Source organism: Isoptericola sp. MSGPD8_1_ISO-PGPR-S23-394, from assembly GCF_058072785.1.
Map to the genome: position 1 here is coordinate 155,816 of NZ_CM176517.1, position 24,015 is coordinate 179,830.

23 protein-coding genes and 1 pseudogene are annotated in these 24,015 nt (G+C 72.5%); 13 read left to right on the forward strand and 11 right to left on the reverse strand.

Annotation, left to right across the window (positions count from 1 at the left end; genetic code table 11):
- Positions 1–231: 231 nt before the first annotated feature.
- From AC3RJ8_RS00740 to AC3RJ8_RS00760, 5 genes are all read left to right on the forward strand, one after another.
- Positions 232–1,809, forward strand: a complete 1,578-nt coding sequence (locus AC3RJ8_RS00740) for a sodium-dependent transporter (RefSeq protein ID WP_489714068.1) — start codon at positions 232–234, stop codon at positions 1,807–1,809.
- On the forward strand, positions 1,806–1,973 hold the full coding sequence (locus tag AC3RJ8_RS00745; RefSeq protein WP_489714069.1) for a methionine/alanine import family NSS transporter small subunit: 168 nt from the start codon (positions 1,806–1,808) through the stop codon (positions 1,971–1,973). The genes AC3RJ8_RS00740 and AC3RJ8_RS00745 overlap by 4 nt, the downstream gene beginning before the upstream one ends.
- A gap of 245 nt (positions 1,974–2,218) precedes the next feature.
- Positions 2,219–3,157, forward strand: coding sequence for a transporter substrate-binding domain-containing protein (locus tag AC3RJ8_RS00750; protein WP_489714070.1), 939 nt, complete (start codon positions 2,219–2,221; stop codon positions 3,155–3,157).
- 1 nt (position 3,158) lies between these two features.
- Positions 3,159–4,151 carry an amino acid ABC transporter permease gene (locus AC3RJ8_RS00755; RefSeq protein ID WP_489714071.1) on the forward strand — a complete coding sequence of 331 codons (993 nt, stop codon included), beginning with the start codon at positions 3,159–3,161 and terminating at the stop codon, positions 4,149–4,151.
- A 44-nt stretch (positions 4,152–4,195) separates the two neighbouring features.
- On the forward strand, positions 4,196–4,963 hold the full coding sequence (locus AC3RJ8_RS00760) for an amino acid ABC transporter ATP-binding protein (RefSeq protein ID WP_489715544.1): 768 nt from the start codon (positions 4,196–4,198) through the stop codon (positions 4,961–4,963).
- Positions 4,964–4,979: 16 nt separating this feature from the next.
- Here AC3RJ8_RS00760 and AC3RJ8_RS00765 read toward each other — a convergent pair whose 3' ends face one another.
- Entirely contained in the window at positions 4,980–5,729 is a 750-nt protein-coding gene (locus tag AC3RJ8_RS00765) for a hypothetical protein (protein WP_489714072.1), read from the reverse strand.
- A gap of 202 nt (positions 5,730–5,931) precedes the next feature.
- On the opposite strand from AC3RJ8_RS00765, the gene AC3RJ8_RS00770 reads away from it, so the two are divergent.
- The gene (locus AC3RJ8_RS00770; protein ID WP_489714073.1) at positions 5,932–6,474 is read left to right on the forward strand and encodes an RNA polymerase sigma factor; all 543 of its coding nucleotides are present in this window, start codon (positions 5,932–5,934) and stop codon (positions 6,472–6,474) included.
- On the forward strand, positions 6,471–7,256 hold the full coding sequence (locus AC3RJ8_RS00775) for a hypothetical protein (RefSeq protein WP_489714074.1): 786 nt from the start codon (positions 6,471–6,473) through the stop codon (positions 7,254–7,256). The genes AC3RJ8_RS00770 and AC3RJ8_RS00775 overlap by 4 nt, the downstream gene beginning before the upstream one ends.
- 35 nt (positions 7,257–7,291) lie before the next feature.
- Here AC3RJ8_RS00775 and AC3RJ8_RS00780 read toward each other — a convergent pair whose 3' ends face one another.
- Both AC3RJ8_RS00780 and AC3RJ8_RS00785 read right to left on the reverse strand, forming a co-directional pair.
- Positions 7,292–8,305: a sensor histidine kinase gene (locus AC3RJ8_RS00780; protein WP_489714075.1), complete on the reverse strand. Its 1,014-nt coding sequence runs from the start codon at positions 8,303–8,305 to the stop codon at positions 7,292–7,294.
- On the reverse strand, positions 8,302–9,039 hold the full coding sequence (locus AC3RJ8_RS00785; protein WP_489714076.1) for a response regulator: 738 nt from the start codon (positions 9,037–9,039) through the stop codon (positions 8,302–8,304). Before AC3RJ8_RS00785 ends, AC3RJ8_RS00780 begins: the two co-directional genes overlap by 4 nt.
- A gap of 119 nt (positions 9,040–9,158) precedes the next feature.
- Between AC3RJ8_RS00785 and AC3RJ8_RS00790 the strand changes: the two genes are divergently transcribed.
- From AC3RJ8_RS00790 to AC3RJ8_RS00800, 3 genes are all read left to right on the forward strand, one after another.
- Positions 9,159–9,476, forward strand: coding sequence for a FitA-like ribbon-helix-helix domain-containing protein (locus AC3RJ8_RS00790; protein WP_489714077.1), 318 nt, complete (start codon positions 9,159–9,161; stop codon positions 9,474–9,476).
- A complete protein-coding gene (locus AC3RJ8_RS00795) occupies positions 9,473–9,910 on the forward strand; it encodes a type II toxin-antitoxin system VapC family toxin (RefSeq protein WP_489714078.1) in 438 nt (145 codons plus the stop codon). The genes AC3RJ8_RS00790 and AC3RJ8_RS00795 overlap by 4 nt, the downstream gene beginning before the upstream one ends.
- Positions 9,911–10,068: 158 nt before the next feature.
- Positions 10,069–10,542 (forward strand): hypothetical protein, encoded by a 474-nt coding sequence (locus tag AC3RJ8_RS00800; RefSeq protein WP_489714079.1) that lies wholly within the window; start codon positions 10,069–10,071, stop codon positions 10,540–10,542.
- 9 nt (positions 10,543–10,551) lie between these two features.
- On the opposite strand, the gene AC3RJ8_RS00805 is transcribed toward AC3RJ8_RS00800, so the two are convergent.
- Both AC3RJ8_RS00805 and AC3RJ8_RS00810 read right to left on the reverse strand, forming a co-directional pair.
- Positions 10,552–11,238 carry a hypothetical protein gene (locus tag AC3RJ8_RS00805; protein WP_489714080.1) on the reverse strand — a complete coding sequence of 229 codons (687 nt, stop codon included), beginning with the start codon at positions 11,236–11,238 and terminating at the stop codon, positions 10,552–10,554.
- 60 nt (positions 11,239–11,298) lie between these two features.
- Positions 11,299–12,255: an excalibur calcium-binding domain-containing protein gene (locus AC3RJ8_RS00810; RefSeq protein WP_489714081.1), complete on the reverse strand. Its 957-nt coding sequence runs from the start codon at positions 12,253–12,255 to the stop codon at positions 11,299–11,301.
- 85 nt (positions 12,256–12,340) lie between these two features.
- Between AC3RJ8_RS00810 and AC3RJ8_RS00815 the strand changes: the two genes are divergently transcribed.
- Complete coding sequence (locus AC3RJ8_RS00815; RefSeq protein ID WP_489714082.1) at positions 12,341–16,024, forward strand: TM0106 family RecB-like putative nuclease; 3,684 nt, start codon at positions 12,341–12,343, stop codon at positions 16,022–16,024.
- Between the two features lie 4 nt (positions 16,025–16,028).
- Here AC3RJ8_RS00815 and AC3RJ8_RS00820 read toward each other — a convergent pair whose 3' ends face one another.
- Both AC3RJ8_RS00820 and cspE read right to left on the reverse strand, forming a co-directional pair.
- On the reverse strand, positions 16,029–16,745 hold the full coding sequence (locus AC3RJ8_RS00820) for a hypothetical protein (protein WP_489714083.1): 717 nt from the start codon (positions 16,743–16,745) through the stop codon (positions 16,029–16,031).
- 218 nt (positions 16,746–16,963) lie between these two features.
- Positions 16,964–17,167 (reverse strand): transcription antiterminator/RNA stability regulator CspE, encoded by a 204-nt coding sequence (cspE, locus tag AC3RJ8_RS00825; RefSeq protein WP_407320086.1) that lies wholly within the window; start codon positions 17,165–17,167, stop codon positions 16,964–16,966.
- A 232-nt stretch (positions 17,168–17,399) separates the two neighbouring features.
- Here cspE and AC3RJ8_RS00830 point away from each other — a divergent pair, with 232 nt between their 5' ends.
- Both AC3RJ8_RS00830 and AC3RJ8_RS00835 read left to right on the forward strand, forming a co-directional pair.
- Positions 17,400–18,245 carry an aldo/keto reductase gene (locus AC3RJ8_RS00830; protein ID WP_489714084.1) on the forward strand — a complete coding sequence of 282 codons (846 nt, stop codon included), beginning with the start codon at positions 17,400–17,402 and terminating at the stop codon, positions 18,243–18,245.
- Positions 18,246–18,432: 187 nt separating this feature from the next.
- On the forward strand, positions 18,433–19,734 hold the full coding sequence (locus AC3RJ8_RS00835; protein WP_489714085.1) for an ABC transporter substrate-binding protein: 1,302 nt from the start codon (positions 18,433–18,435) through the stop codon (positions 19,732–19,734).
- 164 nt (positions 19,735–19,898) lie between these two features.
- Here AC3RJ8_RS00835 and AC3RJ8_RS00840 read toward each other — a convergent pair whose 3' ends face one another.
- From AC3RJ8_RS00840 to AC3RJ8_RS00855, 4 genes and pseudogenes are all read right to left on the reverse strand, one after another.
- Positions 19,899–20,864 (reverse strand): type IV toxin-antitoxin system AbiEi family antitoxin domain-containing protein, encoded by a 966-nt coding sequence (locus tag AC3RJ8_RS00840; RefSeq protein ID WP_489714086.1) that lies wholly within the window; start codon positions 20,862–20,864, stop codon positions 19,899–19,901.
- Between the two features lie 457 nt (positions 20,865–21,321).
- Positions 21,322–22,104: pseudogene (locus AC3RJ8_RS00845) on the reverse strand (ABC transporter ATP-binding protein); the annotation flags it as partial.
- Positions 22,101–23,012 carry an ABC transporter ATP-binding protein gene (locus tag AC3RJ8_RS00850; RefSeq protein WP_489714087.1) on the reverse strand — a complete coding sequence of 304 codons (912 nt, stop codon included), beginning with the start codon at positions 23,010–23,012 and terminating at the stop codon, positions 22,101–22,103. The pseudogene AC3RJ8_RS00845 and the gene AC3RJ8_RS00850, both read right to left, overlap by 4 nt.
- Positions 23,002–24,003 (reverse strand): branched-chain amino acid ABC transporter permease, encoded by a 1,002-nt coding sequence (locus AC3RJ8_RS00855; RefSeq protein WP_489714088.1) that lies wholly within the window; start codon positions 24,001–24,003, stop codon positions 23,002–23,004. Before AC3RJ8_RS00855 ends, AC3RJ8_RS00850 begins: the two co-directional genes overlap by 11 nt.
- Positions 24,004–24,015 lie beyond the last annotated feature (12 nt).

The following is a 24,015-nucleotide window of genomic DNA, read 5'->3' on the forward strand; positions in this document are numbered from 1 at the left end:
CGGAGGCGCAGCGGAGGGTGGGGGCCGAGGGACGAGGCACGCGCCCGGAGCGGAGCCGTAGGCTCGGCCGACGACGGATCGGCTGAGATGGAGGCGCAGCGGAGGGTGGGGGGCCGAGGGGTTCGGCTGTCGGCTCGACCGCCGACACGTTGCCTGTCCGTAGCGCATCGCGCATGATCGCAGGTGACGCGGTTTGACTCGACGGCGATCGACGCGGAGGGTGTGGGACTCGTGAGTACAGCGAACAACACAGCGGCGCCACGTGAGGCGTTCACCGGACAGGTGGGCTTCATCCTGTCGGCGATCGGCTCGGCGGTAGGCCTGGGCAACATCTGGCGATTTCCCGGCGTGGCGTACGAGAACGGCGGGGGCGCCTTCATGGTCCCCTACCTCGTCGCGCTGCTGACGGCGGGCATCCCGATCCTCTACCTCGACTACGCGCTGGGCCACCGGTTCCGCGGCGGCGCGCCCCAGGCGTTCCGCCGGGTGAAGGGGTGGCTGGAGGGCGTCGGCTGGTTCCAGGTGATGATCTGCGTGCTCATCGCCGTCTACTACGCGGCGGTGGTCGCCTGGGCGGCCAGCTTCTTCGTCTACTCGTTCGGGCTGGACTGGGGCGACGACGCGGCGGCGTTCTTCGTCGGGGAGCACCTGCAGCTCGCCGACGTCGGAGGCGCGGACCCGTGGCTCACGTTCGACTTCGTCGCCGCCGTCCTCATCCCGCTGGTCCTCGTATGGGTCGCCGTGATCGCCGTGCTGGCGGCCGGTGTCGTCAAGGGCGTCCAGCGGGCCAACATCATCTTCATCCCGCTGCTGGTCGTCGCGTTCGGCATCCTGGTGGTGCGCTCGCTGTTCCTCGAGGGTGCGGTCGACGGGCTCAACGTGCTGTTCACGCCGGACTGGGGCGCCCTGGGCGACCCGTCGGTGTGGATCGCGGCCTACGGTCAGATCTTCTTCTCCCTGTCCGTCGCGTTCGGCATCATGATCACCTACGCCTCGTACCGCCGTCGGCGCTCGAACATGACCGGTCCGGGACTGGTCGTGGCGTTCTCGAACTCCGGGTTCGAGCTGCTCGCCGGTATCGGGGTGTTCTCCGCCCTCGGGTTCCTGGCCTCGCAGCAGGGCGTGACGGTCGCCGACCTCAACTTCCAGGGTGTGCTCCTCGCGTTCGTCACGTTCCCGACGATCGTCACCGAGATGCCGGGGGGCGCGTTCTTCGGCGCGTTGTTCTTCGGCTCGCTGGTGATGGCGGGCTTCACGTCCCTGGTGTCGATCCTGCAGGTGGTCTCCGCGGCCCTGCAGGAGAAGTTCGCGCTGTCCCGCCGGGCGGCGACGACCGGGCTCGGTCTGGTGCTCGGGGTGGTCTCGGTGCTCGGCTTCAGCACCACGACGGGCCTGATCCTGCTCGACACGGTGGACGCGTTCGTCAACAACATCGGCATCGTCGCCTCGGCGATCTTCATGTGCGTCTTCGTGATCTGGATCTACCGCCGGGGCCCGGAGCTGCGTTTCCACCTCAACGCGGTGTCGACGACGACGGTCGGCCGCTGGTGGTACGCCTGCGTGGGCGCGATCGTCCCCGTGATGCTGATCGTGATGCTCGTGCAGTACGTCATCACACGGATCGGCGAGCCGTACGAGGGGTACGACACCACGTACCTGTTGTTCGCCGGCTGGGGCTCGGTCGCGCTGCTGCTCCTCGGCGCGATCCTCTTCTCCCTGCCGCGCTGGCGCGGCCGGGAGGCGTTCACGGCGTGGCCCCCCTACCCGCCGATCGATACCGCCACCCCGTCGAAGGAGGCCCAGCGATGAACACCGAAGCGATCCTCATGATGGCCGTCGCCATGGTCATCATCTGGGGAGGTCTGATCGTCAGCATCGTGGCGCTGCGGGCGCACCCCGAGCGTCACGACCTGCCCGCCGGTGGTGAGGACGACCACCGCGAGGACGCGGGGATCATCGAGCACGACACGTAGGCCTCCCCTCCTCCTCTGACCGTTCTGCCGATGTCGGTAGTTCATGTCGAGGTCGGCAGCGCGCACTGCCGACCTCGACACGAACTACCGACATCGGCATTTCTGTGCGCTGGCGACGGGCGTGACGCACGTCATGCCCCGGCGGTTTGGTGCCCAGAGGAATAGTTATGCATACTCCTGCATAGACGCTGACCGACCCGACCGGGTCCCGGCGTCGTCCCCTCCTACGACCCCCGGAGACCGTGATGCGTGCTCGCCCCGCCCTGTCCCTGTCCGCGCTCGCCGTCGTCGCGCTGCTCGCCGGCTGCACCACCGCCTCGCAGGACCTGGGCTCGACCTCGGGCAGCACCGGCGGCAGCACCGACGGTGCGTCCGAGGCGACCCAGGGCTTCGACGTCTCGGGCATCGAGGCGAAACCGGAGCTCGCGGCGCTCGTGCCGGACGACGTCGCCGAGGACGGCGTGCTCACCGTCGGCGCGGAGCTCTCCTACGCGCCGGCCGAGTTCGTCGCCGCCGACGGCGTCACCCCGGTCGGGTTCGACGTGGACATCGCCGCCGCGGTCGCCGCGACGCTCGGGCTCGAGTCCGCGGTGGAGCCGTCCACGTTCGACGCGATCATCCCGGCCGTCGGCACCAAGTACGAGGTCGGCATCTCCGGCTTCACCATCGACGCCGACCGCCTCCAGGTCGTGCACATGGTCAGCTACTTCGATGCCGGTTCCCAGCTCGCGGTCGCGGCGGGCAACCCCGACGGGATCGACCCGGCCGACCTGTGCGGCGTCGTCGTCGGTGTGCAGACCGGGACCGTCCAGCAGGGCGAGCTCGAGAACGTCACCGCCGACTGCGCGTCCGCCGGTGCCGAGCCGGTCGAGGTCCTGCCGTACGACTCCCAGGCGGACGTCACGACCAACCTCGCCGGCGGCAAGGTCCAGGCGATGTACGCCGACTCTCCGGTCACCGCCTACGCCGTGTCCCAGGCCGACGGCTCGATCGAGACGCTCGGCGACATCACCGACGCGGCGCCCTACGGCGCCGTCGTCTCCCACGAGGACCCGGAGCTCGCCGAGGCCGTCCAGGGCGCGCTGCAGCAGCTGATGGACGACGGCACGCTCGCAGAGATCCTCGAGGCGTGGGGCAACGCGGACGGTGCGCTGACGACCGCTGAGCTCGACCCGGGTGTCTGAGATGACCGGGCTCCCTCAGGGCGGATCGACGTCCGCAGCGCCGCCGCCCGCCGTGCCCGCCCCGCTGCGTGCCCGCCCCGTGCCCCGCCCGGGGCGGTGGGTCTCCGGGGCGGTCGTGCTGGTGCTCGCCGCGATGGCCGTCAACGCCCTCGTCACCAACCCGAACTTCCGGTGGGACACCGTCTGGCTGTACCTGCGCGACGTCAACGTCGTGCGGGGCGTGGGCTGGACGCTCGTGCTCACCTTCGGCTCGATGGCGATCGCCGTGGTGCTGGCAGTGCTGCTCGCGGTGATGCGGCGCAGCGACAACCCGGTCATGCGGTGGGTGTCGTGGACCTACATCTGGTTCTTCCGCGGCACCCCGATCTACACCCAGCTCGTGTTCTGGGGCCTGATCTCCGTGCTCTACCCCCGGCTCAGCCTCGGTGTGCCGTTCGGGCCCGAGCTGCTGGTCTTCGACACCCGCACCGTCATCACCGCGTTCTGGGCGGCCCTCGTCGGGCTGGCGCTCAACGAGGCCGCCTATCTCGCCGAGATCGTGCGGGCCGGTCTCGGGTCGGTCGACGCCGGGCAGGCCGAGGCCGCCCGGGCGCTCGGCATGAAGGAGCGCACGATCATGCGGCGCGTCGTGCTGCCGCAGGCGATGCGCGTCATCGTGCCGCCCACCGGCAACGAGACGATCTCCATGCTCAAGACGACGTCCCTGGTGGTCGCCGTGCCGTTCACCCTGGAGATCACCTACGCCACCAGCGCCATCGGGTCGCGGACGTTCGAGCCCATCCCGCTGCTCATCGTCGCGGCGCTGTGGTACCTGCTCATCACGTCCGTCCTCATGGTCGGTCAGCACTACCTGGAGCAGTACTACGGGCGCGGGGTCGACGGCTCCTCGCACCGGCGGAGGGGCCGACGGCGCGACGGGCGCCCGAGCCGGCAGGCCGCGATCCGCGCGGCCGGCACCACCCGTGACGACCCGTTTGCCGAGGTGACCCCGTGACCGACGACCGGCCGACCCCCGCGCCCTCCGGCGCCGACCGTCCCATGATCGAGGCCCGCAGCGTCCACAAGGCGTTCGGCCACGGCGCCGACGCCCTGCACGTGCTCCGCGGCGTCGACCTCGCCGTGCCACGCGGCTCGGTGACCGTGGTGCTCGGCCCGTCGGGCTCGGGCAAGTCCACGCTGCTGCGCTGCCTCAACGAGCTCGAGGAGATCACGGCGGGCTCGGTCCACGTCGACGGCGAGCTGCTGGGCTACCGCGAGGACGCCCGGGGAGTGCTGCACCGGCTGCACCCGAGCCGGATCGCCGCCCAGCGCTCGCGCATCGGGATGGTGTTCCAGCGCTTCCACCTGTTCGGGCACATGACGGCGCTGGAGAACGTCATGGAGGCGCCCGTCCAGGTGCGGGGGCTGTCGAAGCGGGACGCGCGCACGCGCGCCGTCGAGCTGCTCGAACAGGTGGGGCTCGCCGACCGGATGGGCCATTACCCGGCGCAGCTCTCCGGCGGTCAGCAGCAGCGCGTGGCCATCGCGCGGGCCCTGGCGATGGACCCGGACACCATGCTCTTCGACGAGCCGACCTCGGCGCTGGACCCCGAGCTGGTGGGCGAGGTGCTGGCGGTGATGAAGGACCTCGCGGCGTCGGGCATGACGATGGTCGTGGTGACGCACGAGATCGGCTTCGCCCGGGAGGTCGCCGACCACGTCGTGTTCATGGACGACGGCGCCGTCGTCGAGCAGGGGCCGCCCGCCCAGGTGCTGGATCATCCGAACGAGCCCCGCCTGCAGGAGTTCCTCGCGCACGTCCTCTGATCCGCGATCTCGCGGGTCAGAGCTTCGAGCAGGCCGAGCCCCAGTCGGTGTGCCCGATGGCGACCTTCTTCCAGATGTGTGCCGAGTAGCCGGTGGTCGTGGTCTTCGTCTTGGAGATGCTCCGCGTCATCCCGCTGCTCCACGACCGCGAGGGGCCGGTGAGCCAGGTGCTGCCGCGGTAGCAGGACGAGGACGAGGACGGGATCTGGTAGATCCGCAGGAACCCGTTGACGCTGCCGGAGCCGCGGTACTTCCACGAGGCGTAGATCCGCCCGCTGCTCTTGTACACGCAGGCGGTGCCGGGTCCGTGCGTCGAGCGGCACGACGTCCCGCTCGACAGCGCGAGCGTGGAGACGTCGGTCGACGCCTCCTGCTCGGTACCCATCAGGCGCTCGGCCTGTGCCGACGAGCAGTCCTCCACGAGCTCCACGCGGTGCGTGGCGAGATCGGCCGGGGCGCCCATGGCCCGGTTGTAGTCGGCGTCGACCTCGTCCACGATCTGCACCTCCTCGACCGTGCAGCCGCGCGCGGCCGCGTTCGCGTCCCAGTCGGTGGCCTCGGCCTCGGCGCGTGAGTCGGCGGCCCAGGCCTCCCAGACGTCCGCGGGGCTGCCGCGGTCCGGGACGCCGGGGAGGTTCTCCGGCTCGGCGGCCGCGACGGCGGTCGACGTCGGGGCGACGGCGAGGCCGAGGACCAAGGCTGCAGCCCCGAGGCACACGGCGGCGCGACGCCGGGCGGTGGTCCGGGGGGACGTGCTGCGGCTCATGTCGTTCTCCTCGCCCTGTCGAGCGTCATCCCGAGCGTCGTCGCTCGAGGCCGGTATCGGCGTGTCGGGTGGTGGTTTCGCGTGCACGAGTTGGGTGCGAGCGTACCGGCCGGGCTGCCTGGCGCAACAGATCGTCCCTTACGGTGTAGCAATCGGGTCCCTGCCGGCAATGAACAGGGTGATGGGTGGAAGGCTACGGAGCGTGGACGACGCCGAGGCGCAGGAGCGACTGACCGGGCTGTGGGTCGAGCACCACGAGCAGGTCACGCGCTTCGTCGCGCGCCGGGTGGCCCCCGAGCTGGTCGACGACGTCGTCTCGGAGTGCTTCCTGGTGGCGTGGCGCCGGCTCGACGAGGTGCCGGCGCAGGCGGGGGAGACCCGCCCGTGGCTCTTCACGGTGGCGCGCAACGTCCTCGCGACGCACCTGCGCACGCAGGGTCGGTGGCGAGCGCTCAGCGTGCGGCTCGAGCAGCAGCCCGAACCGGCCCGGGAGGGCGCCGACGACGTCGCCGCGGAGCGCACCGACCTGCGCCAGGCGTGGGAGCTCCTCTCCGACGGCGACCGTGAGGTCATCGCCCTCGTCGCGTGGGACGGGCTGACGTCGGTGGAGGCCGCCCGGGTCCTCGGCTGCCGTCCGTCGACGTTCTCCGTCCGTCTCACCCGCGCCCGCAAGCGTCTCCTCGCCTTCTCGGAGGTGCCGTGCGGGACGGCGGAGGTTCTGCAGAAGCTCCAGGAGGCGAGATGAAGTCCCCGATGCTGGCCGAGCTCTCCGCGCTCGACCCGGCACGCGAGCTGCGAGCACCCGGCAGCGCCGACGACGACGCCCTGGCCGAGATCCTCGCCCAGCCGCGCGTCGCACCCGCCGGTGAGCGGCGTCCGGCCCGCCGTCGAGGTCGCGCGGCGGCCGTCGCGAGCGCCGCCGCGGCCGTCGTCGTGGCGGTGGTGGTCACCACGGTCGTGCTGGACGCGCCGGTGGCGTACGCCTCCTGGACGGCGGTCCCGGCCGCCGTCGACGAGGCGGAGGCGGCGCAGCGCAGCGAGCCGTGCGGAGGCACGGTCACCGAGATCGTGGAGGGTCCGGACGGCCCTGACGTCCAGGAGGTCGCGGTCGACCCCGTCCTGACGGACGTGCGTGGCGACTACACCTACGTGGTCGTGGCGGGCGAGGACGCGTACGGCGAGTGCTTCGTCACCGCGGACGGTGACGGGGGCGAGCCCCAGGTCGTGACGTCGAGCGCCGTGGTTCCCGAGCTGACCGCTCCGGGGGACCGGGAGCTCACCACGCGGCAGAACGGGACGGCGTCGTGGTCCGAGGGCGACGGCACCGAGGGCGCCCTGACGTCGGCGTTCGGCCAGGCGGGCGACGACGTCGCGGCGGTGGAGCTCACGCTCACCTCGGGCGAGCGGGTGGAGGCCACGGTCTCCGAGGGCTGGTGGGCCGTGTGGGCCCCCGGCGGCTCGGCCCTGGGCTCGACCGCCTGGGTGACGTACGCCGACGGGACGACGGCGCAGGTCCCGGTCGGGTAGCCGGGGCGCACCCGGTCCGCCCGCCCGGGCCGGCCCTAGCGGGGCAGGGTGAGCGTGAAGCGGCAGCCGCGTCCGCCGTCGGGCAGCGTCACGTTGCCCACCTCGACGCGCCCGCCGTGCGCCTCCGCGACGGACCGCACGATGGACAGCCCGAGGCCCGCACCTCCGGACCTCGGTGTCCGGGCCGTGGTGCCCCGCCACCCCGCCTCGAAGATCCGGGGCAGGTCGTTCTCGGGGATGCCGCCGCACCCGTCGGTGACGTGCACGACGACGTCGTCCGCCGGTCCGCGCTCCACCCGCACACACACGGTGCCGCCCGGCGAGGTGTGCCGCACCGCGTTGCCTACGAGGTTCCCCAGCGCGCGGGCCACTTCCCGGGCGTCCACGGCGGCGACGGTCCCCTCGGCGACGTCCCCGGTCAGGTGGACGCCGGCGCCGTCGGCGACCGGGCCTGCGGCGGCCAGGGCGTCGGAGGCCAGGTCACCCACGTCCGTCGGCTCGCGGCGCAGCCGCAGCGTGCCCGACTGCAGGCGGGACAGGGCCAGGAGGTCGTCCACCATGTCGCTCATCCGGCGGTTCTCGGCGAGGATCCCCGTGGCGGCGTCGGCGGGCGGGGTGACACCGTCCTCCATCGCCTCGGTCAGGGCGCGCACCGCGGCCAGCGGGGTGCGCAGGTCGTGCGACACCCAGGCGACCAGCTCGCGCCGGTGCTCCTCGACCTCCCGGTCGCGGTCCCGGGCGGCGAGCGCCGCGGTCCGCTCGGCGGCGATGCGGTGCGTGCGGACGCCGAGCGCCGCCCCGACGCCGAGCGCCACCGGCACCGTCGCGAGGAGCAGCCAGAGGACCGTCGCCGAGTCCGCCTCCGAGAGGAACATCGCCCGCGCGCTCGCGTAGACGCCCGCGGCGACCGAGGCGACCACCACCAGAGGCGCGAGCACCGCCGCGGCCGCCGGCCGCCGTCGTCCGATCGCGACGACGCCCGCCGCGCCCAGCGCGCCCACGGCGGCCGCCACCCCGGCCGCGAGCGCGACGCCGGCGAGCGGGGTCACGCCGGGCCCCCGGTGCCACCGGTGTCCCAGCGGTAGCCGACGCCGAACACCGTCACCAGCCGGACCGGGCGGGACGGGTCGTCCTCGACCTTCTCGCGCACCCGCCGCACGTGGACGGTCACGGTGGAACGGTCCCCGTACTCCCACCCCCACACCTCGCGCAGCAGCGACTCGCGATCGTGCACCTGTCCCGGTCGCGCCAGGAACCAGGCGAGCAGGTCGAACTCGCGCACGGTCAGGGCGAGCTCGACGCCGTCGCGCAGCACCCGGTGGGCGGCGACGTCCAGCTCCAGGTCGCCGTCGCGCAGGGTGCCCGACGGCGGCGCGGACGTCCCGTCGCCCGGTCCGGCCGGGTGCGGGGTCGGCTGCACGCCTGCGCGTCGCAGCACGGACTGCACGCGCAGCGTGAGCTCACGCGGGCTGAAGGGCTTCGTGACGTAGTCGTCGGCACCGACCTCGAGCCCGGCGATGCGGTCGTCCTCCTCGCCGCGGGCGGTGAGCATGATGATCGGCAGCCCGGGGCGGTCGGCGCGCAGGCGGCGGCACACCTCGATGCCGTCCAGGCCGGGGAGCATGAGGTCGAGGACCACGGCGTCGGGCGGGTGGGCCGCGGCGGCGGTGAGGGCGTCGATGCCGTCCGCGGCCCGCTCGCCCTCCAGCCCGGCGCGCTCCAGGTACGCCACCACCACGTCGGCGACGGTGGCGTCGTCGTCGACCACGAGGACCCGGACCATGCGCCCAGCGTAGGGCGGCGGCCTGCCGTCCTGTTCTCCTCGGGGGATCCGGGAGGGGAACCGTCACCACCTCGTCAGATCCCGAGTGCTAGCATTGTGCTGTCACGATGGAGGATGCGATGACCAAGACCATCACGGTGCGTGGGCTCGAAGACGCGTTGCACGCGCGGATGAAGGACCAGGCGAAGGAGCATCGCCGGTCCATGGAGGCCGAGGCGCGCGACATCTTGGCACGGGGCGTGTCGGCCACCGGCGTCGATCTGTCCTGGCAACCTCCCTCGGGCGGCGCGCATGCCTCGGGCAGGCGCGGCGAGGACTGGATCGATCGCGCGCGCGCCCTGCTCGCCGCGGTTCACGACGACCCGGGCTGGGACGACGACTGGATCCCGGACCGCGCTGCGTCCCCGTCGCGACCGCCCGCGCAGCTCGGCCGGTGAGGTACCTCGTCGACACCAACGTGATCTCCGAGCTCACGCGCAGGGAACCAGACGTCCGGGTGATGGCGTGGCTGCGAGAGCACGAGGACCTCTGGACGACGTCGGTGGTCGTGGGTGAGCTGCTCTTCGGCCTGGCACGGCTGCCGGCGGGGCGACGCCGGGACGCCCTGGGGGAGGCCGTGCTCGCGATCCTGGCCGAGCGGTTCCATGACCGTGTGCTGCCCTTCGACGAGCACGCCGCTGTCGAGTACGCCGCCGTGCGGCACCAGCAGGAGGATGCCGGTCGGCCGAGCGGCGACCTCGACGCGATCATCGCCGCCGTCGCCCGGAGTTGTGACGCGGTGGTGGTCACCCGCAACACGCGGCACTTCGCCGACGCCGGCGTCGAGACGGTGGACCCATGGAGGGACCCGGCGTCCCGGGTCACGGGCTGACTCCAGGCGGCCTGAGGGCTCCGGTGCCGGTGGCATGACGGATGTCATCCCGCAACCGTGAGAGGGCCACGCGAACCGGTGCGTCCAGGCACTGCTCTCCGCGCGATGGCGCCCCCAGGATGGGATCACGTCCGAACGCCACGACCTGGGAGCACCACATGATCGAGAACCTGCAGAGCTTCACCGAGTCCCTGCCGCCGCTGCTGCAGTGGGTGGGGGTGATGCTCGCCGGGGCGATCCCGTTCATCGAGTCCTACACGGGGTCGGTGCTCGGCGTCCTCGCCGGGCTGAACCCCGTGGTCGCGGTCGCGGCCGCCGTCGTCGGCAACGTGATCTCCATGCTGGTGTTCGTGCTGACCACGTCCCGGGTGCGCACCGCCGCCGTCGCACGGCGCGGCAAGCCGGACTCGCCGCGCCGTGCCAAGCTCCGCGAGCGGTTCGACCGCTTCGGAGTGCCCGGCGTGAGCCTGCTCGGCCAGACCGTGCTGCCCAGCCAGATCACCGCCGCGGCCATGGTCTCGTTCGGCGCGTCGCGCAACGCCGTCATCGGCTGGCAGATCGTGTCGATCGTCCTGTGGGGCGTCGCGTTCGGGACGCTGGCGGTGGTCGGGTCCGACCTGGCGGGCGTCTGACCCCGCCGGTCAGCCCGGCCCCTCGGCGTCGACGCCGCGGAAGATCACCACGAGCAGCCGCATCACGAGGATCACCGACCCGGCGAGCAGGGCCGTGGCCAGCACGTGGAAGACGCCGACGTCGTCGGTCACCATCGGGCCGGGCGCCGCGAGGTAGAGGGCCACGGACATCAGGCCGGCGGTGCAGGCGAGCACGACGAGCAGCGCCTGGTGCCACAGCCGGGTGACGAACCGACGGTCGGCGGGATCGGCGAGGAGCCGCACGTTCACCCGCAGCCGGCCGTGCTCGACGGCGTCGGCGATGCGGTCGACGCGGCGGGGCAGGCGACGCAGTACCGGGACGAGCGTGGCCAGCTCCGACTCGAGGCTTGCGCGGACCGTGCTGACCGGCCCGGGCAGCGTGCCGTGCGGGACCAGCATCTCGATCACGGCCAGCGCGAACAGCGCGACGACCAGGGCGACCACCGAGAGCAGGGCCGTGTAGAGCAGCAGGTCCAGGGTGTCGGCGGACGGATCCGGGACCGGCAGCATCCCGGTGACGAGTGCGGGGCCGAGCGTCGTGCCGACCGCCGCGGCGAGCAGCGTGCGCGGCAGCCCGAGCCGGACGCCGATCACCCGGCGGACGAACAGGGCGAACAGCAGCAGCGCGATGAGGGCGGACCAGGCGTACAGCTGGGCCCCGAGGACGTCGACCACGTGCTCACCGTACGGGCGACCACCGTGGCCGGGCATCGGGGATCACCCCGAGATCCGGAGCTACTCCCCGGGCTCGCAGGCGACGCCGTTGCCGTTGGGGTCGAGGCCGTTGCGGTAGCCGGGCTGACCCTGCTGGATCGGCGCCGCCCCGGAGTCCCGGGCGCTCTGGCAGTCCCAGTACCACCAGCTGCCGTCGCCCTGCTGGCCCTGATTCTGCTCCTGCTGCTGCTGCTCCTCCTGCTGGCGCTGCTCCTCGGCCTCGGCGATCTGGTTCTCGCGGTTCGTGAGCTCCGCGTCCCGCTCGTCGACCGCCGACTCACGCTCCTTGAGCTCGTTCTCCCGGGTGTCGAGGGCGTCGCTGCGCTCGTCGAGCGCGGTGCGGTCCGCCTCGAGCTGCTCCTCGAGGGCCCGGACGGCCTCGACCTCGCGGTCGGCGTCGGCCACGGCCTGGCGGGCGTCGGAGGTCTGACCCATCGAGAACACGGCCCCGACGATGATGCCGAGCGCCAGGCACGCGACAGCCACCCCGGCGACCAGCATGGTGGGGGGACGGCGCTTGCGGGCGGGGCGTTCCGTGGGGTCCGTCGTGCTGCGCGTCTGCTGGGCACGGCCCGGGGGAGGCACCGGCGTCGTCGCCTGCTCCGTCGGGTGCGCCGGGCCCGACGACGGCGCGGGCGGGCCGTCGGTTCGCGTCGCCGGTGGTGGCGGTGGTGCGGGCGCCGGGTCGGCCGGCCGGTGCGCCGCCGGGGGGACGGCGGGCGCCGGTGCGGAGGCCGCGGACGCCGTGACCGGGGCGAGCACCGCCGTCGCACTCACGTCCTGCGGCGGCCGGGGTGCGGGAGGAGCCGTCGCGGCGGAGGCCGGGGCGTACGACGGGGCGGGCGCCGCCGATTCCTCGACCCAGTACTCCCAGCCCGGCGGTGCCGGGGGCCACGCGGGGTCGGGCGACCAGCCGGCCTCGGGCCGGAAGCCCGGTGGCACCTGCCAGCCTGGAGGGGGGTTGAACCGCACGGACATGGAGCTCCTTCGTGATCGCGCGGGCCCTACTATGGCGGACGCGCGGCCCGAGGTCCATGTCGGAGGGCGCTGATAGACCTGTGGCATGTTCCTGCTGAACGACGGCGAGGGTGGTGGCCTGCCGCCGACGGGTGCCACCGAACGGCGGCTGGTGCACTCGGCGAGCGACCTGGTCGTCGCCGCGGAGTGCGAGCACGCGCTGCTGCGTCGTCTCGACGAGGTGCTCGGCCGGACCCCCGGCCGGGTCCGTGCTCCGGACGAGATGCTCGAGCGCACGGCCGCCCTGGGGGAGTCCCACGAACGCGCCGTCCTCGGCGAGCTCGTCGAGAGGTTCGGCTGGTCCTCGGGTGACGGCCCGGGCGGCGTCGCCGCGATCGAGACGCCGCGCCGGACGGACGTCGACGACCTCGCCGCCGCGCACGACCGCACGCTCGCCGCGCTCGAGCGAGGCGCCGACGTCGTCTACCAGGCTTCGTTCTTCGACGGCCGGTTCCACGGCCGCGCGGACTTCCTGGTGCGCGACGGCGGCCTCCGCTACGCCGTGTGGGACACCAAGCTGGCACGCCGCGAGAAGGTCCGGGCCGTGCTGCAGCTCGCGGCCTACGCCGACCAGCTCCTGGCCGCCGGCATCGATCCCACCGAGCACGCCCACCTGGTGCTCGGCACGGGTGAGCGCACCGACCACCTGCTGGCCGAGGTGCTGCCGGTGTTTCGCGCACGCCGCGACCGTCTGCTCGAGATCGTCGAACGGCACGTCGGTCGCGGTGCGCCGGTCGAGTGGGACGCCCCGGGGCACACCGCCTGTCGTCGCCTCGGGCAGTGCCCCGACTGCGCGGAGGACGCAGAGGCGCACTCCGACGTGCTCCTCGTCGCCGGGGTGTACGCGTCGCAGCGGGCGAGGCTCGGCGACGCCGGCATCACGACGAGGGAGGCGCTGGCCGCCGCGACCGAGGCGCCCGCCGGGATGAGCGCCGACCGGTTCGCCGGGCTGCGGCTCCAGGCCGGGCTGCAGCTCGGCACCGAGCCCGGGCACGGGTCGGTGAAGATCGAGACCGAGGACGGTCCGGACGAGCTGCGCTGGGCGCTCACGGACCCGCGGTCCGTCGAGCGGCTGCCCCCGCCCAGCGAGGGCGACGTCTTCTTCGACTTCGAGGGCGACCCGCTGTGGACGCCCGCCGACGGCGTGGGGGCGCCCGCGGCGTCAGGCATCGACTACCTCTTCGGCTGGGTCACGCGGGACCTGGACGACGAGGGGCGGCCGGCGTTCCACGCGCTGTGGGCCGACTCGCTGGCCGACGAGGCGCGTGCGCTCGTGGCGTTCGTGGACGAGATGGCCGAGCGGCGCCGTCGCTGGCCGGACATGCACGTCTACCACTACGCCGCCTACGAGCGGACCCATCTGCTGTCCATCGCGGCACGGCACGGCGTCTACGAGGAGGAGGTCGACGAGCTCCTGCGGGCCGGGGTCCTCGTGGACCTGTACGCGACGGTCCGGTCCGGGCTGCGCATCTCGCACCGGTCGCGGTCGATCAAGAAGCTCGAGCCCCTGTACATGGGCGACGACGCCGCACGGTCCGGCGTCACCGACGCCGCCACATCGGTGGTGGAGTACGCGGAGTACTGCGACCTCGTCGCGGCCGGTGCGCAGGACGATGCGGCGTCCCGGCGTGCGGAGATCCTGGAGTACAACCGGTACGACTGCCTCTCCACGCTGCGGCTGCTCGACTGGCTGCGGTGGGCCCACGACCAGGTGGTCGGCCCCGTGGAGGTCGCGGTGGCCGCGCCGCTGGCCGTGCCCGAGGAGATCGCCGTCGACGAGGCGCGGGCGGCCCGCGACCAGCTCGAGGCCGACGTGCGGGCCGCCGTCGAGCACGCCCACCCGCACACCCCGCAGGAGGCCGCGGCCGTCCGCGCGCTGAGCCTGCTCGGGGCGGCGGTCGGGTATCACCGGCGGGAGGGTAAGCCGTTCTGGCACGCGCACTACGCCCGTCTCGAGCTGCCGCCCGACGAGTGGCCCGGCCGGAGGTCGGCCTCGGTGGTCGAGAGCTGCCGGGTGGTGCGCGACTGGGAGGTCGAACCGGGCCGGAAGACGCCTGCCCGCGTCCTCGAGCTGAGGTGCCCGCCGGTCGAGGGCTCCGAGCTGCGGGTCGGCGCGGGAGCCTTCCTGCTGTACGACGCCCCGGGGCCCGAGGTGGTGGGGGAGATCGGCCCGCGCGCGGTGCGCGGGTGCCACGACAAGGTCGAGATCATCGGCGTGCGCCGGGTCGCCGAGGGCGGGCGCGAGCGCGACGTGTTCACCGTCCGGGAGGCGGTGGGCCGCGGCCACGAGCCGCACGCGGACGCCCCGTCGGCCCTCTCGATCAACGGGTTCGTGCGGGCGGGACCGCAGGAGCGGGCGACCGCTGAGGCGGCGTCGGCGGCCCTCGAGGCATGGCGTGCGGGAGCCGAGGACGGGACGCCGCCGGCCGACCGTCTGCCCGCCGGGCCCATGACCGACCTGCTCCAGCGACGGGCGCCCCGCGTCGTCGGAGGGCTCCCGGCACCGGTGGTGGGTGGCGACGGGGAGCCCGACGTCGTGGCGGCCGTCGAGGAGGCGGTCCGGCGCCTCGACCGGTCCTACCTCGCGGTCCAGGGGCCGCCCGGGACCGGCAAGACGTACCTGGCGTCGCACGTCGTCGCCGCGCTGGTGGGCAGCGGCTGGCGCGTCGGCGTCGTCGCGCAGTCGCACGCCGTGGTGGGCAACCTGCTCCGCGGGGTGCTCCGTGCCGGGGTGCCGCCCGAGCAGGTCGCCAAGAAGTCGTCCGCCGGCGACCCGGACGACGTGCCCTGGCAGCCGATGTCGCCCGACGCGCTGCAGAAGCTCGCCGCGACGGCCGGGGACGACGGCGACGGGTGCGTCCTGGGCGGCACGGCGTGGGACTTCGCGCACGAGCGGTGGCCGGAGGGCGAGCTGGACCTGCTCGTCGTCGACGAGGCGGGTCAGTTCGCCGTCGCGAACACCATCGCGGTCGCGCGCGCGGCCTCGAGGCTGCTGCTCCTCGGCGACCCCCAGCAGCTGCCCCAGGTGTCCCAGGGGACGCATCCGGACCCGGCGGTCGCGGGCTCCGCGCTCGGGTGGCTGGCCGACGGGCACGAGACCCTGCCCGAGGGGCTCGGGTACTTCCTGCCTGCCTCCCGGCGCATGCACCCGGCGCTCTGCGCCGGTGTGTCGGACCTCGCGTACGACGGGCGGCTGCACGCCCACGCGACCGCGCACGGCCGGTCGCTGGCCGGGGTCGAGCCCGGCGTGCACGAGGTGCTCGTGCCGCACGAGGGCCGCGCCGTCTCGTCCGCGGAGGAGGCCGACGAGGTGGTGCGGCAGGTGCGCGCGGTGCTCGGACGGACCTGGGTCGAAGCTCCCGGCGCCGCGGGACGACCGGTCGAGCCGGTGGACGTCATCGTGGTCGCGGCCTACAACGCGCAGGTCTGGGCGGTCCGGCGTGCCCTGGAGGCCGCCGGGCTCGACGACGTCCCGGTGGGCACCGTGGACAAGTTCCAGGGACAGGAGGCTCCCGTGGCGATCCTCTCCATGGCGGCCTCCTCCCCGGAGGACGTACCGCGCGGCATGGGGTTCCTCCTGAGCCGGAACCGCGTCAACGTCGCGGTCTCGCGCGGCCAGTGGTGCGCGGTCGTGATCCGGTCACCGCGGCTGACGGACTACCTGCCGACGTCCGTGCGCGACCTGGAGCAGTTCGGCGCCTTCCTCCGCCTCCTGGAGCCCGCGAGATAGCGGGTCAGATGTCGAACCCGCCGTCCAACCCGCCGCCGTCGCCGCCGAAGAACCCGCCGCCGTCACCACCGAACATCCCGCCGAAGAAGCCCTCGTCGCCGCCGGCATCGGCCCCGGCGTCGGCACCTGCGTCGCCGCCGTCGGCGTCGGCGCCCGCCTCTCCGCCGTCGGCCGCGGCGGCGTCCTCGGCGACCCGGGTCGTCGGGTCGCCGAACATCGGACCGAACAGGGCGTTCGCCACGGCCGAACCGATCACCACGCCGGCCACCGTGCCCAGCAGGCTGGAACCGACCATGGCGCCGAAGCCGGGGGAGCCGTTGCCGCCGCCCTGGCCGCGGAACGTCTGCTCCAGGGTGCCGGGGTTGCGCATCTCCGCGCGGGTCGCCATCCGGGCCAGCGACCGCGGGTCGTCGGACGTGGCGCGCTCGGAGGCGGGGACCGCGGCGCCGACCTCCGCGAGGACCTGCCGGCGCTGCTCGGGGGTGAGCTGGGCGAAGGCCTCGGTGTGGGCCTGCTCGACGGCGTCCGGCGGTGCCGTCCGCAGCAGGTACCGGTAGCGGCCCACCGCCACGTCGTCGGGGGTGCGTGCCGCCCCGGGCCCGCCGCTCGAGGTGTCCGACGGTGACGGGGCGGGCCGCGCCGTCGTCGGCTGCTGGTACGTCCCGTCCGGGGAGGTCCAGGCGGAGGACCGGTGCACGCGCGGCGTGCTGCCGTGCGTCATGCCGGGGACGTCGGAACGCTCGTCGCGTGACCTGCCGAGAAGTCGGTCGAGGAAGCCCATGTCCCGAGAACGCGCGGTGCATCGCCACGGTTCCCGGCCGGCCGCGAAGACCGGACGGCTCCGGGAACGACGAACGGCCCGTCCCTGCCGCCGTGAGGCGACGGGGACGGGCCGTCCGTTCGAGGTGGGCCGCCGTCAGGCGGCCGTCACTCGGTCGATCAGACCGGGCGAACGTTCTCCGCCTGCGGACCCTTCGGGCCCTGCGTGACGTCGAACTCGACCTTCTGCTCCTCGTCCAGCGAGCGGTAGCCCTGCGACTGGATGGCGGAGAAGTGGACGAACACGTCAGCGGTGCCGTCCTCGGGGGCGATGAAGCCGTAGCCCTTCTCGCTGTTGAACCACTTCACGGTCCCGGTGGCCATGGGTACTCCTTCAAGAGTCGGCGTCCCCGCTTGTCGGGGGCGCACATCACGGTGTTCGTCGCCAACTCTTGATCTTGAGAGTCCAAGGTCCGCCGACGGACCGCGTCAATCCTGACGACGCGTCCGCGCCGACGCAGGACGGCGAACCGTCCCGGTACGAGCAACACACTGCAACAGCCCCAACGGTACGCGAGCGCGCGCCATCGCACCAGCACAAGACACCATGTCGTGCATGACAGTTCCCAGTATCACCCTGAACAACGGTGTCGAGGTCCCCCAGGTGGGCCTGGGCGTCTTCCAGGTTCCCGACGACGGCACCCAGGCGAACGTGGAGCAGGCGCTCGAGCTCGGGTACCGCCACGTCGACACGGCGGCGGGCTACGACAACGAGGACGGGGTGGGCGCCGCGCTGCGATCCTCGGGGGTGCCGCGCGACGAGCTCTTCATCACCACCAAGCTGCGCAACGGGGACCAGGGATACGAGTCGGCGCTGCGCGCGTTCGACAGCTCGCGGCGCGCCCTGGGGCTCGACGTCGTCGACCTGTACCTGATCCACTGGCCGGTCCCGAGCAAGGACCTCTACGTCGAGACTTGGCGGGCCTTCGAGAAGCTGCTCGACGACGGTGCCGTCCGCGCGATCGGGGTCTCGAACTTCCTGCCCGACCACCTCGACCGGCTGGTCAGCGCGTCGCAGGTCGTGCCCGCGGTCAACCAGATCGAGGTGCACCCCACCTTCCAGCAGGCGGACGTGCAGGCGGCGTGCCGCCGGCACGGTGTCGCCGTCGAGGCGTACTCGCCCCTGGGCCGGGGCGCGGATCTCGAGGCTCCCGCGGTCACGGAGATCGCCACCGAGCTCGGCGTGACGCCGGCACAGGTGGTGCTGCGCTGGGAGGTCCAGCAGGGGCTCGTCGTCATCCCGAAGTCGCTCTCCGCCCAGCGGCAGGCCACCAACATCGACGTCTTCTCGTTCGAGCTCGACGACGCGCAGACGGCCGCCGTCGAGGGCCTCGAGGCGGGCGTGCAGGGACGGACCGGTGCGGACCCGGAGACCGCCTCCTTCACCCAGCTCCGCGACTGACGCGCGGCTCGGCGGGCGCGCGGGCGGCATGCGCGGCCGGCCCGAATGTGAGACACATAACAGGTTCGTCACGATCCCGGCGATGTGGCGCATCTGACACATGTGCGTCACACAATCGAGTTAGGTTCAGCGCCACTACATGCGGCATTGAGTGGCCGTAGGAAGTCCGACCCCGAAGGGGAAGCACATGAATCGACGCATGACGGCTGCCAAGGGCATCGCCTTTGCCGCAGTTCTCAGCCTGGGCCTCGCGGCCTGCGCCTCCGACGGCGAGCCCGAGGGCGAGTCGACCGGCGAGGAGATGACCGAGGAGGCGATGGGCGACGCCGAGCCGCTCTCCATCGGCACGATCCTGCCTGTCACCGGCACCCTGGCGTTCCTCGGCCCGCCCGAGATCGCAGGCGTCGGCCTCGCCATCGAGGACATCAACGCTGCCGGCGGCGTCCTCGGCAACGACGTCACGGTCGAGTGGGGCGACTCCGGGGACACGACGGACCCGTCCGTCGCCAGCTCGACGGCCACCGACCTCATCAGCAACGGCGTGTCCGCCGTCATCGGTGCCGCCTCGTCCGGCGTCTCGCTCTCGGTCGTCGACACGTTCGCCGAGGCCGAGGTCATGCAGATCTCGCCCGCGAACACCGCGGCCGACCTCTCCGGGTACGGCGACTTCTTCGCCCGCACCGCCCCGCCGGACACCGTGCAGGGCGCGGCGCTCGGCTCGCTGATCCTCGACGACGGTCACATGGACGTCGCGATGCTCGTCCAGAACGAGGCGTACGGGACCGGCCTGCGCGACCACACGCAGTCGGCCATCGAGGCAGGCGGCGGCTCGGTCGTCTACGGTGCGGGCGGCGCCGGCGAGGAGTTCCCTCCCGGTGAGACGAACTTCGGCGCCCAGGTGACGGCCGCGCTCGCCGCCGAGCCGGACGCGATCGTCATCATCGCGTTCGAGGAGACCGTGGCGATCGTCAACGAGCTCGTGGCCCAGGGCTGGGAGTTCGACGGCACCACGTACTTCTGCGACGGCAACCTGTCCAACTACGGCGACCAGTTCGACGAGGGCACGCTGGCCGGCGTCCAGGGCACGCTGCCCGGCGCTCAGGCGGAGGACGACTTCAAGGAGCGCCTCAACACCTGGTACGCGGACAACGAGGGCGGCGAGCTGGCCGACTACTCGTACTCCGCCGAGTCCTACGACGCCACCATGCTCGCCGCGCTCGCCGCGGTGAAGGGTGGCGCCACCGACGGCCGCACCATCGCCGACAACATCCGCGCGGTGTCCGGTGCGAACGGCGGCACGGAGGTCTCCACCTTCGAGGACGCGGTCGCCGCGCTCGATGCCGGCGAGGAGATCGACTACCAGGGTGTGTCGGGCACCGGTCCTCTCAACGAGGCGAACGACCCGTCGTCCGCGTTCATCGGGATCTACTCGTACGACGACTCCAACGAGTACTCGTTCGTGCGGGAGATCGAGGGTTCGATCGAGTGACGCTTCGCCGCTGACCGCAGGGTCGGCGAGGTCGGACGACGACGGCCCGGTCATCCTCGCGATGACCGGGCCGTCGTCGTCCCCCGACACGGCGCGAGGTAGCGCTGGACGGCGCGAGGTAGCGCGAGGTAGCGCGAGGTAGCGCTGGGTAGCGCGAGGTAGCGCTACGAGAGGCCTCGCGCGCGCCGCGCGGTGCAGTAGGCGACGGTCATGCGGCGACCGAGGGCGAGCGGGTCGGAGAGATCGCGCCACCCGGCGCGCAGGAGGGTGAGGCCTGTCGCCTCGAGCTCGTCATGGCGGAGCCGCTGCGTCAGCAGAACGTCCTCCGGGTCCCCGTACTCCCCTCCGGAGTACTTGACCGCCCCGTCGAACTCCACGCCGACTCCGACGTCGGGCCAACCGAAATCGACGAACCGCGTCGTCGTCGGTGTCCTCACTTCCATCTGGCACTCCGGCCGTGGCAGCCCCTGGTCGATGGCGACGAGCCGGGTGGCCGTCTCGCCCGGAGATCCGGAGCGTGGGTCGCAGACCTCGAGGAGCCGGCGCGCCTGGACGATCCCCCGCTTGCCCCTGGAGGCGCTCATGATCCTCGACACCTCGTCCGGGTCGGCACCCCGGCGGAACAGGGAGTCGGCGACGACGAGGGCACCCGCGGCGGGCAGCGTCCGGAGGCAGTCGACGAGTGTGCGCTCGGGCGATGTCACCGGGACACCGGCAGCGACGGTCCGTTCGCCCGGGCGTAGTCGGGTGTGATGGCGGCGCACCAGTGGCTCGGTGGTCCGCGCGACGTGCGGGTGGAAGTCGTGCGTCACGTGCACCAGCAGCGGCGTCGCGTACGTCCAGGCGCCGTGCAGGTGGGCAGCGGTGGCATGACTGAACCAGAACATGCCGCGGGCATTGGCGGCCAGCGTGCCAGCCACGCGGAGGATCTCCCGAGAGTACGGTGACGACTCCTCAACCGGCAGGTCGGGGATCACCCCGCCGCGGGTCGCGAAGAGCTCGCCGCTCTCGACGCGTGCCGCCACGACCGCCGGGTCGGCATGCTCCATGCTCGCCGGTACCGGAACCCGTGGTGGGTCGATGACATCGGCGCTCAGCAGGGCGCGGAGTCGTGAGCCGGGTGCCCTCATGCTCGCGAGGATGTCGCAGATTCGGCGGATCGCGCCCGCGTGGGGTGGGACTGTCATGGCGACGACTGTGGCGTTCTGGGAGTGCGCCTGAGGCCGCCGTGGGTCGGGATGTGGACGCTCATCGGCTGCGGGCAGACTCGAGAGCCGGGGATGCGCGGGAGGGCGTCCGCTACCTCGCGCCGGGTAGCGCTACCTCGCGCCGGGAGGACGACGACGGCGGGCGACCCGGTTCACCCGGGACACCCGCCGTCGTCGTCACTGGTCGGGCGTCGTGCCCGACGCCGTGTCAGCTGCCGCGTTCGTCCTTGGCCTCCGCGTCGGTCGCCTCCGCCGTCGCTTCCGCCGTGGCCGCTGTCGCGGCCTCCGCCTCGGCTGCGTCGGTCGCCTCCGCCGTGGCCGCTGTCGCGGCCGTCTCCGCCTCGGCCGCCTCCGCGGCGTCAGCGGCGACCGCGGCGTCGTCGACGTCCTCGGCGAGGGTGCCGAGGTACAGCGAGATGACCTTGGGATCGGCCTGGAGCTCCCGCCCGGTGCCGGTGTACGCGTCCGTGCCCTGGTCGAGGACGTAGCCGCGGTCGCAGATCTGCAGGCAGCGGCGGGCGTTCTGCTCGACCATGATCACGGACACGCCGGCCTTGTTGATCATGCGCGTGCGCAGGAACGTCTCGTCCTGGCGCACGGGGGACAATCCGGCGGACGGCTCGTCCAGCAGCAGCACCGACGGGTTCATCATGAGCGCTCGGGCCATGGCAACCATCTGCCGCTCACCACCGGACATCGCGCCTGCGCGCTGCGTCCGGCGGTCGTGCAGCACGGGGAACAGGTCTCCGATGAACGACCAGCGCTCGTCGAAGATCTTCGGCCGCAGGTAGGTCCCCATCCGCATGTTCTCCTCGACGGTCAGCGAGGGGAACACGTTGTTGTTCTGGGGCACGAACCCGACGCCGTTCGCGACGAGCTGGTTCGCCTTCATCCCGGTGATGTCCCGGCCCTCCAGCGTGACGGTGCCGGAGTGGATCTTCACCAGGCCGAAGAGGGCCTTGAGCAGCGTCGACTTGCCCGCCCCGTTGGGGCCGATGATGCCGACCAGCTCGCCCTTGGCGACCTCGAGCGAGCAGCCGTTGAGGATGTTGACCCCGGGGATGTACCCGGCGATCAGGTTGTCCGCGTGCAGCAGCAGGTCCTTCTGGGGAACCCCTGCGGCGGACATCCTCTCCCCGGGGGCCGTGGCGGTGGTGCTCATCGCTTCTCCTCCTCTGCCTCGAGCCGGGCCAGGATCTCCGGATCCAGCAGGGAGTCGTCCCCGAGGTCCGTGTCGTGGTGGGCACCGAGGTAGGCGTCCACCACCGCCTGGTCCTTCATGACGCTGCCGGGTGGCCCTTCCGCCACGATCCGTCCCTCGGCCATGACGACGACCCAGTCCGAGATGTGGCGCACGGCATGCATGTCGTGCTCCACGAACAGCACGGTCATGCCCTCGTCGCGCAGCGCCTGGACGTGCCCCAGCAAGGACTGCACCAGGGCAGGGTTCACGCCGGCCATCGGCTCGTCGAGCATGATGATCGTGGGGTCCGTCATCAGCGCCCGGGCCATCTCCAGCAGCTTGCGCTGACCGCCGGAGAGCGAACCGGCGTAGTCCGCGGCCTTGGCGTCGAGCTTGAACCGGGCGAGGATCTCCATCGCCTTCTCGGTGGTCTCGGCCTCGTGCTTCTTCCACAGGAAGGGCAGCCAGGAGAGCGCGAGCTTCTCCCCGGGGTTCGACGGCGAGGCCAGGAGCATGTTCTGCAGCACCGTGAGGCGCGACAGCGCCTTGGTGAGCTGGAACGTGCGGACCATGCCGGCCTTCGCCACGGCGGCACCGCTCTTGCCGCTCAGCGACCTCCCCTGGAAGCTCCACTCGCCCGTGTTGGGGCGGTCGAACCCGGTGAGCAGGTTGAACAGCGTGGTCTTGCCGGCACCGTTGGGCCCGATGAGGGCGGTGATGACGCCCTCCTGCACCTCGAGGTGGTCGACGTCGACGGCCGTCATGCCGCCGAACCGGCGGGTGACGTGGTCGGCCACCAGCAAGGGGTTCGGCTTGGCCGCGCCGGGGACGTGCTCGACGGAGCGCAGCACGTCGGCTGCGCCGGTCGCGGTCTCGTCAACGGACATTGAACGCCAGCTCCTTCTTGTTCCCGAGGATGCCCTGTGGTCTGAAGATGACCAGCAGCATCAGGGTCACACCGACGAGCATGCCGCCGATCTGCTCGACGTTGGTGGTCGTGATGACCTCGCCCACGCCGGTGTTCTCGGCCAGCGCCCGCATGCCGGTGCGCATGAACATGTAAGCCGCGAAGAAGATCATCGATCCCAGGACGGGACCGAACACGGTGGCGGCGCCACCGAGCAGCAGGATCGTCCAGACGAAGAACGTCATGGTGCGACCCATGGAGTCGGGCACGATCGCCGCGGGCAGCGCGAAGATCACGCCACCGAGCGCCCCGATGGCGCCACCGATGACCAGCGCCTGCAGCTTGTAGGAGTAGACGTTCTTGCCGAGGGCGCGCACGGCGTCCTCGTCCTCGCGGATGCCCTTGAGGACGCGGCCCCACGGGCTGCGGGTGATGAGCCACACGAACACGAGCACGAGGGCCACGAGCCCCCAGGCGACGATGCGCGTCCACCAGGAGTCGGAGCCGGTGTTGATGTACTCGAGGGGTCCGAGCGCCCACCGCCCGTCCGGCAGGAACGACAGCTCCTGGAACGGTTCCTTGTAGTAGCGGCCCTGGAGGCCGGAAGCGCCACCGGTCCACTCCTGCCAGAGGGTGGAGCGGCCGAACCAGCGGACGATCTCCGCGGCGGAGATGGTGACGATCGCCAGATAGTCGCCGCGTAGCTGCAGTGTTGGCATGCCGAGGATGAGCGCGAACAGCACCCCGGCGGCGATGGCGACCAGCAGGGCGAGCCAGAACGACCCGCCCGACGTGAGCGTGATGCCGAACCCGTAGGCGCCGAGCAGCATGAAGCCTGCCTGGCCCATGTTGAGCAGTCCGGTGTACCCGAAGTGCAGGTTGAGGCCGATGGCGGCCATCGCGTAGGCGGCTGTCGTCGGGGCGAGGAGCTCGCCCAGCGACTGCGTGAGGATGCGGAGGAGTTCTTCCATGATGGGTTTCCC

Coding starts and splice junctions, on each gene's coding strand:
- AC3RJ8_RS00745 (WP_489714069.1), top strand. CDS start 1,806: ATGAACACCGAAGCGATCCTCATGATGGCCGTCGCCATGGTCATCATC.
- AC3RJ8_RS00750 (WP_489714070.1), top strand. CDS start 2,219: ATGCGTGCTCGCCCCGCCCTGTCCCTGTCCGCGCTCGCCGTCGTCGCG.
- AC3RJ8_RS00755 (WP_489714071.1), top strand. CDS start 3,159: ATGACCGGGCTCCCTCAGGGCGGATCGACGTCCGCAGCGCCGCCGCCC.
- AC3RJ8_RS00760 (WP_489715544.1), top strand. CDS start 4,196: ATGATCGAGGCCCGCAGCGTCCACAAGGCGTTCGGCCACGGCGCCGAC.
- AC3RJ8_RS00765 (WP_489714072.1), bottom strand. CDS start 5,729: ATGAGCCGCAGCACGTCCCCCCGGACCACCGCCCGGCGTCGCGCCGCC.
- AC3RJ8_RS00775 (WP_489714074.1), top strand. CDS start 6,471: ATGAAGTCCCCGATGCTGGCCGAGCTCTCCGCGCTCGACCCGGCACGC.
- AC3RJ8_RS00785 (WP_489714076.1), bottom strand. CDS start 9,039: ATGGTCCGGGTCCTCGTGGTCGACGACGACGCCACCGTCGCCGACGTG.
- AC3RJ8_RS00790 (WP_489714077.1), top strand. CDS start 9,159: ATGACCAAGACCATCACGGTGCGTGGGCTCGAAGACGCGTTGCACGCG.
- AC3RJ8_RS00800 (WP_489714079.1), top strand. CDS start 10,069: ATGATCGAGAACCTGCAGAGCTTCACCGAGTCCCTGCCGCCGCTGCTG.
- AC3RJ8_RS00810 (WP_489714081.1), bottom strand. CDS start 12,255: ATGTCCGTGCGGTTCAACCCCCCTCCAGGCTGGCAGGTGCCACCGGGC.
- AC3RJ8_RS00815 (WP_489714082.1), top strand. CDS start 12,341: ATGTTCCTGCTGAACGACGGCGAGGGTGGTGGCCTGCCGCCGACGGGT.
- AC3RJ8_RS00820 (WP_489714083.1), bottom strand. CDS start 16,745: ATGACGCACGGCAGCACGCCGCGCGTGCACCGGTCCTCCGCCTGGACC.
- cspE (WP_407320086.1), bottom strand. CDS start 17,167: ATGGCCACCGGGACCGTGAAGTGGTTCAACAGCGAGAAGGGCTACGGC.
- AC3RJ8_RS00830 (WP_489714084.1), top strand. CDS start 17,400: ATGACAGTTCCCAGTATCACCCTGAACAACGGTGTCGAGGTCCCCCAG.
- AC3RJ8_RS00835 (WP_489714085.1), top strand. CDS start 18,433: ATGAATCGACGCATGACGGCTGCCAAGGGCATCGCCTTTGCCGCAGTT.
- AC3RJ8_RS00840 (WP_489714086.1), bottom strand. CDS start 20,864: ATGAGGGCACCCGGCTCACGACTCCGCGCCCTGCTGAGCGCCGATGTC.
- AC3RJ8_RS00850 (WP_489714087.1), bottom strand. CDS start 23,012: ATGTCCGTTGACGAGACCGCGACCGGCGCAGCCGACGTGCTGCGCTCC.
- AC3RJ8_RS00855 (WP_489714088.1), bottom strand. CDS start 24,003: ATGGAAGAACTCCTCCGCATCCTCACGCAGTCGCTGGGCGAGCTCCTC.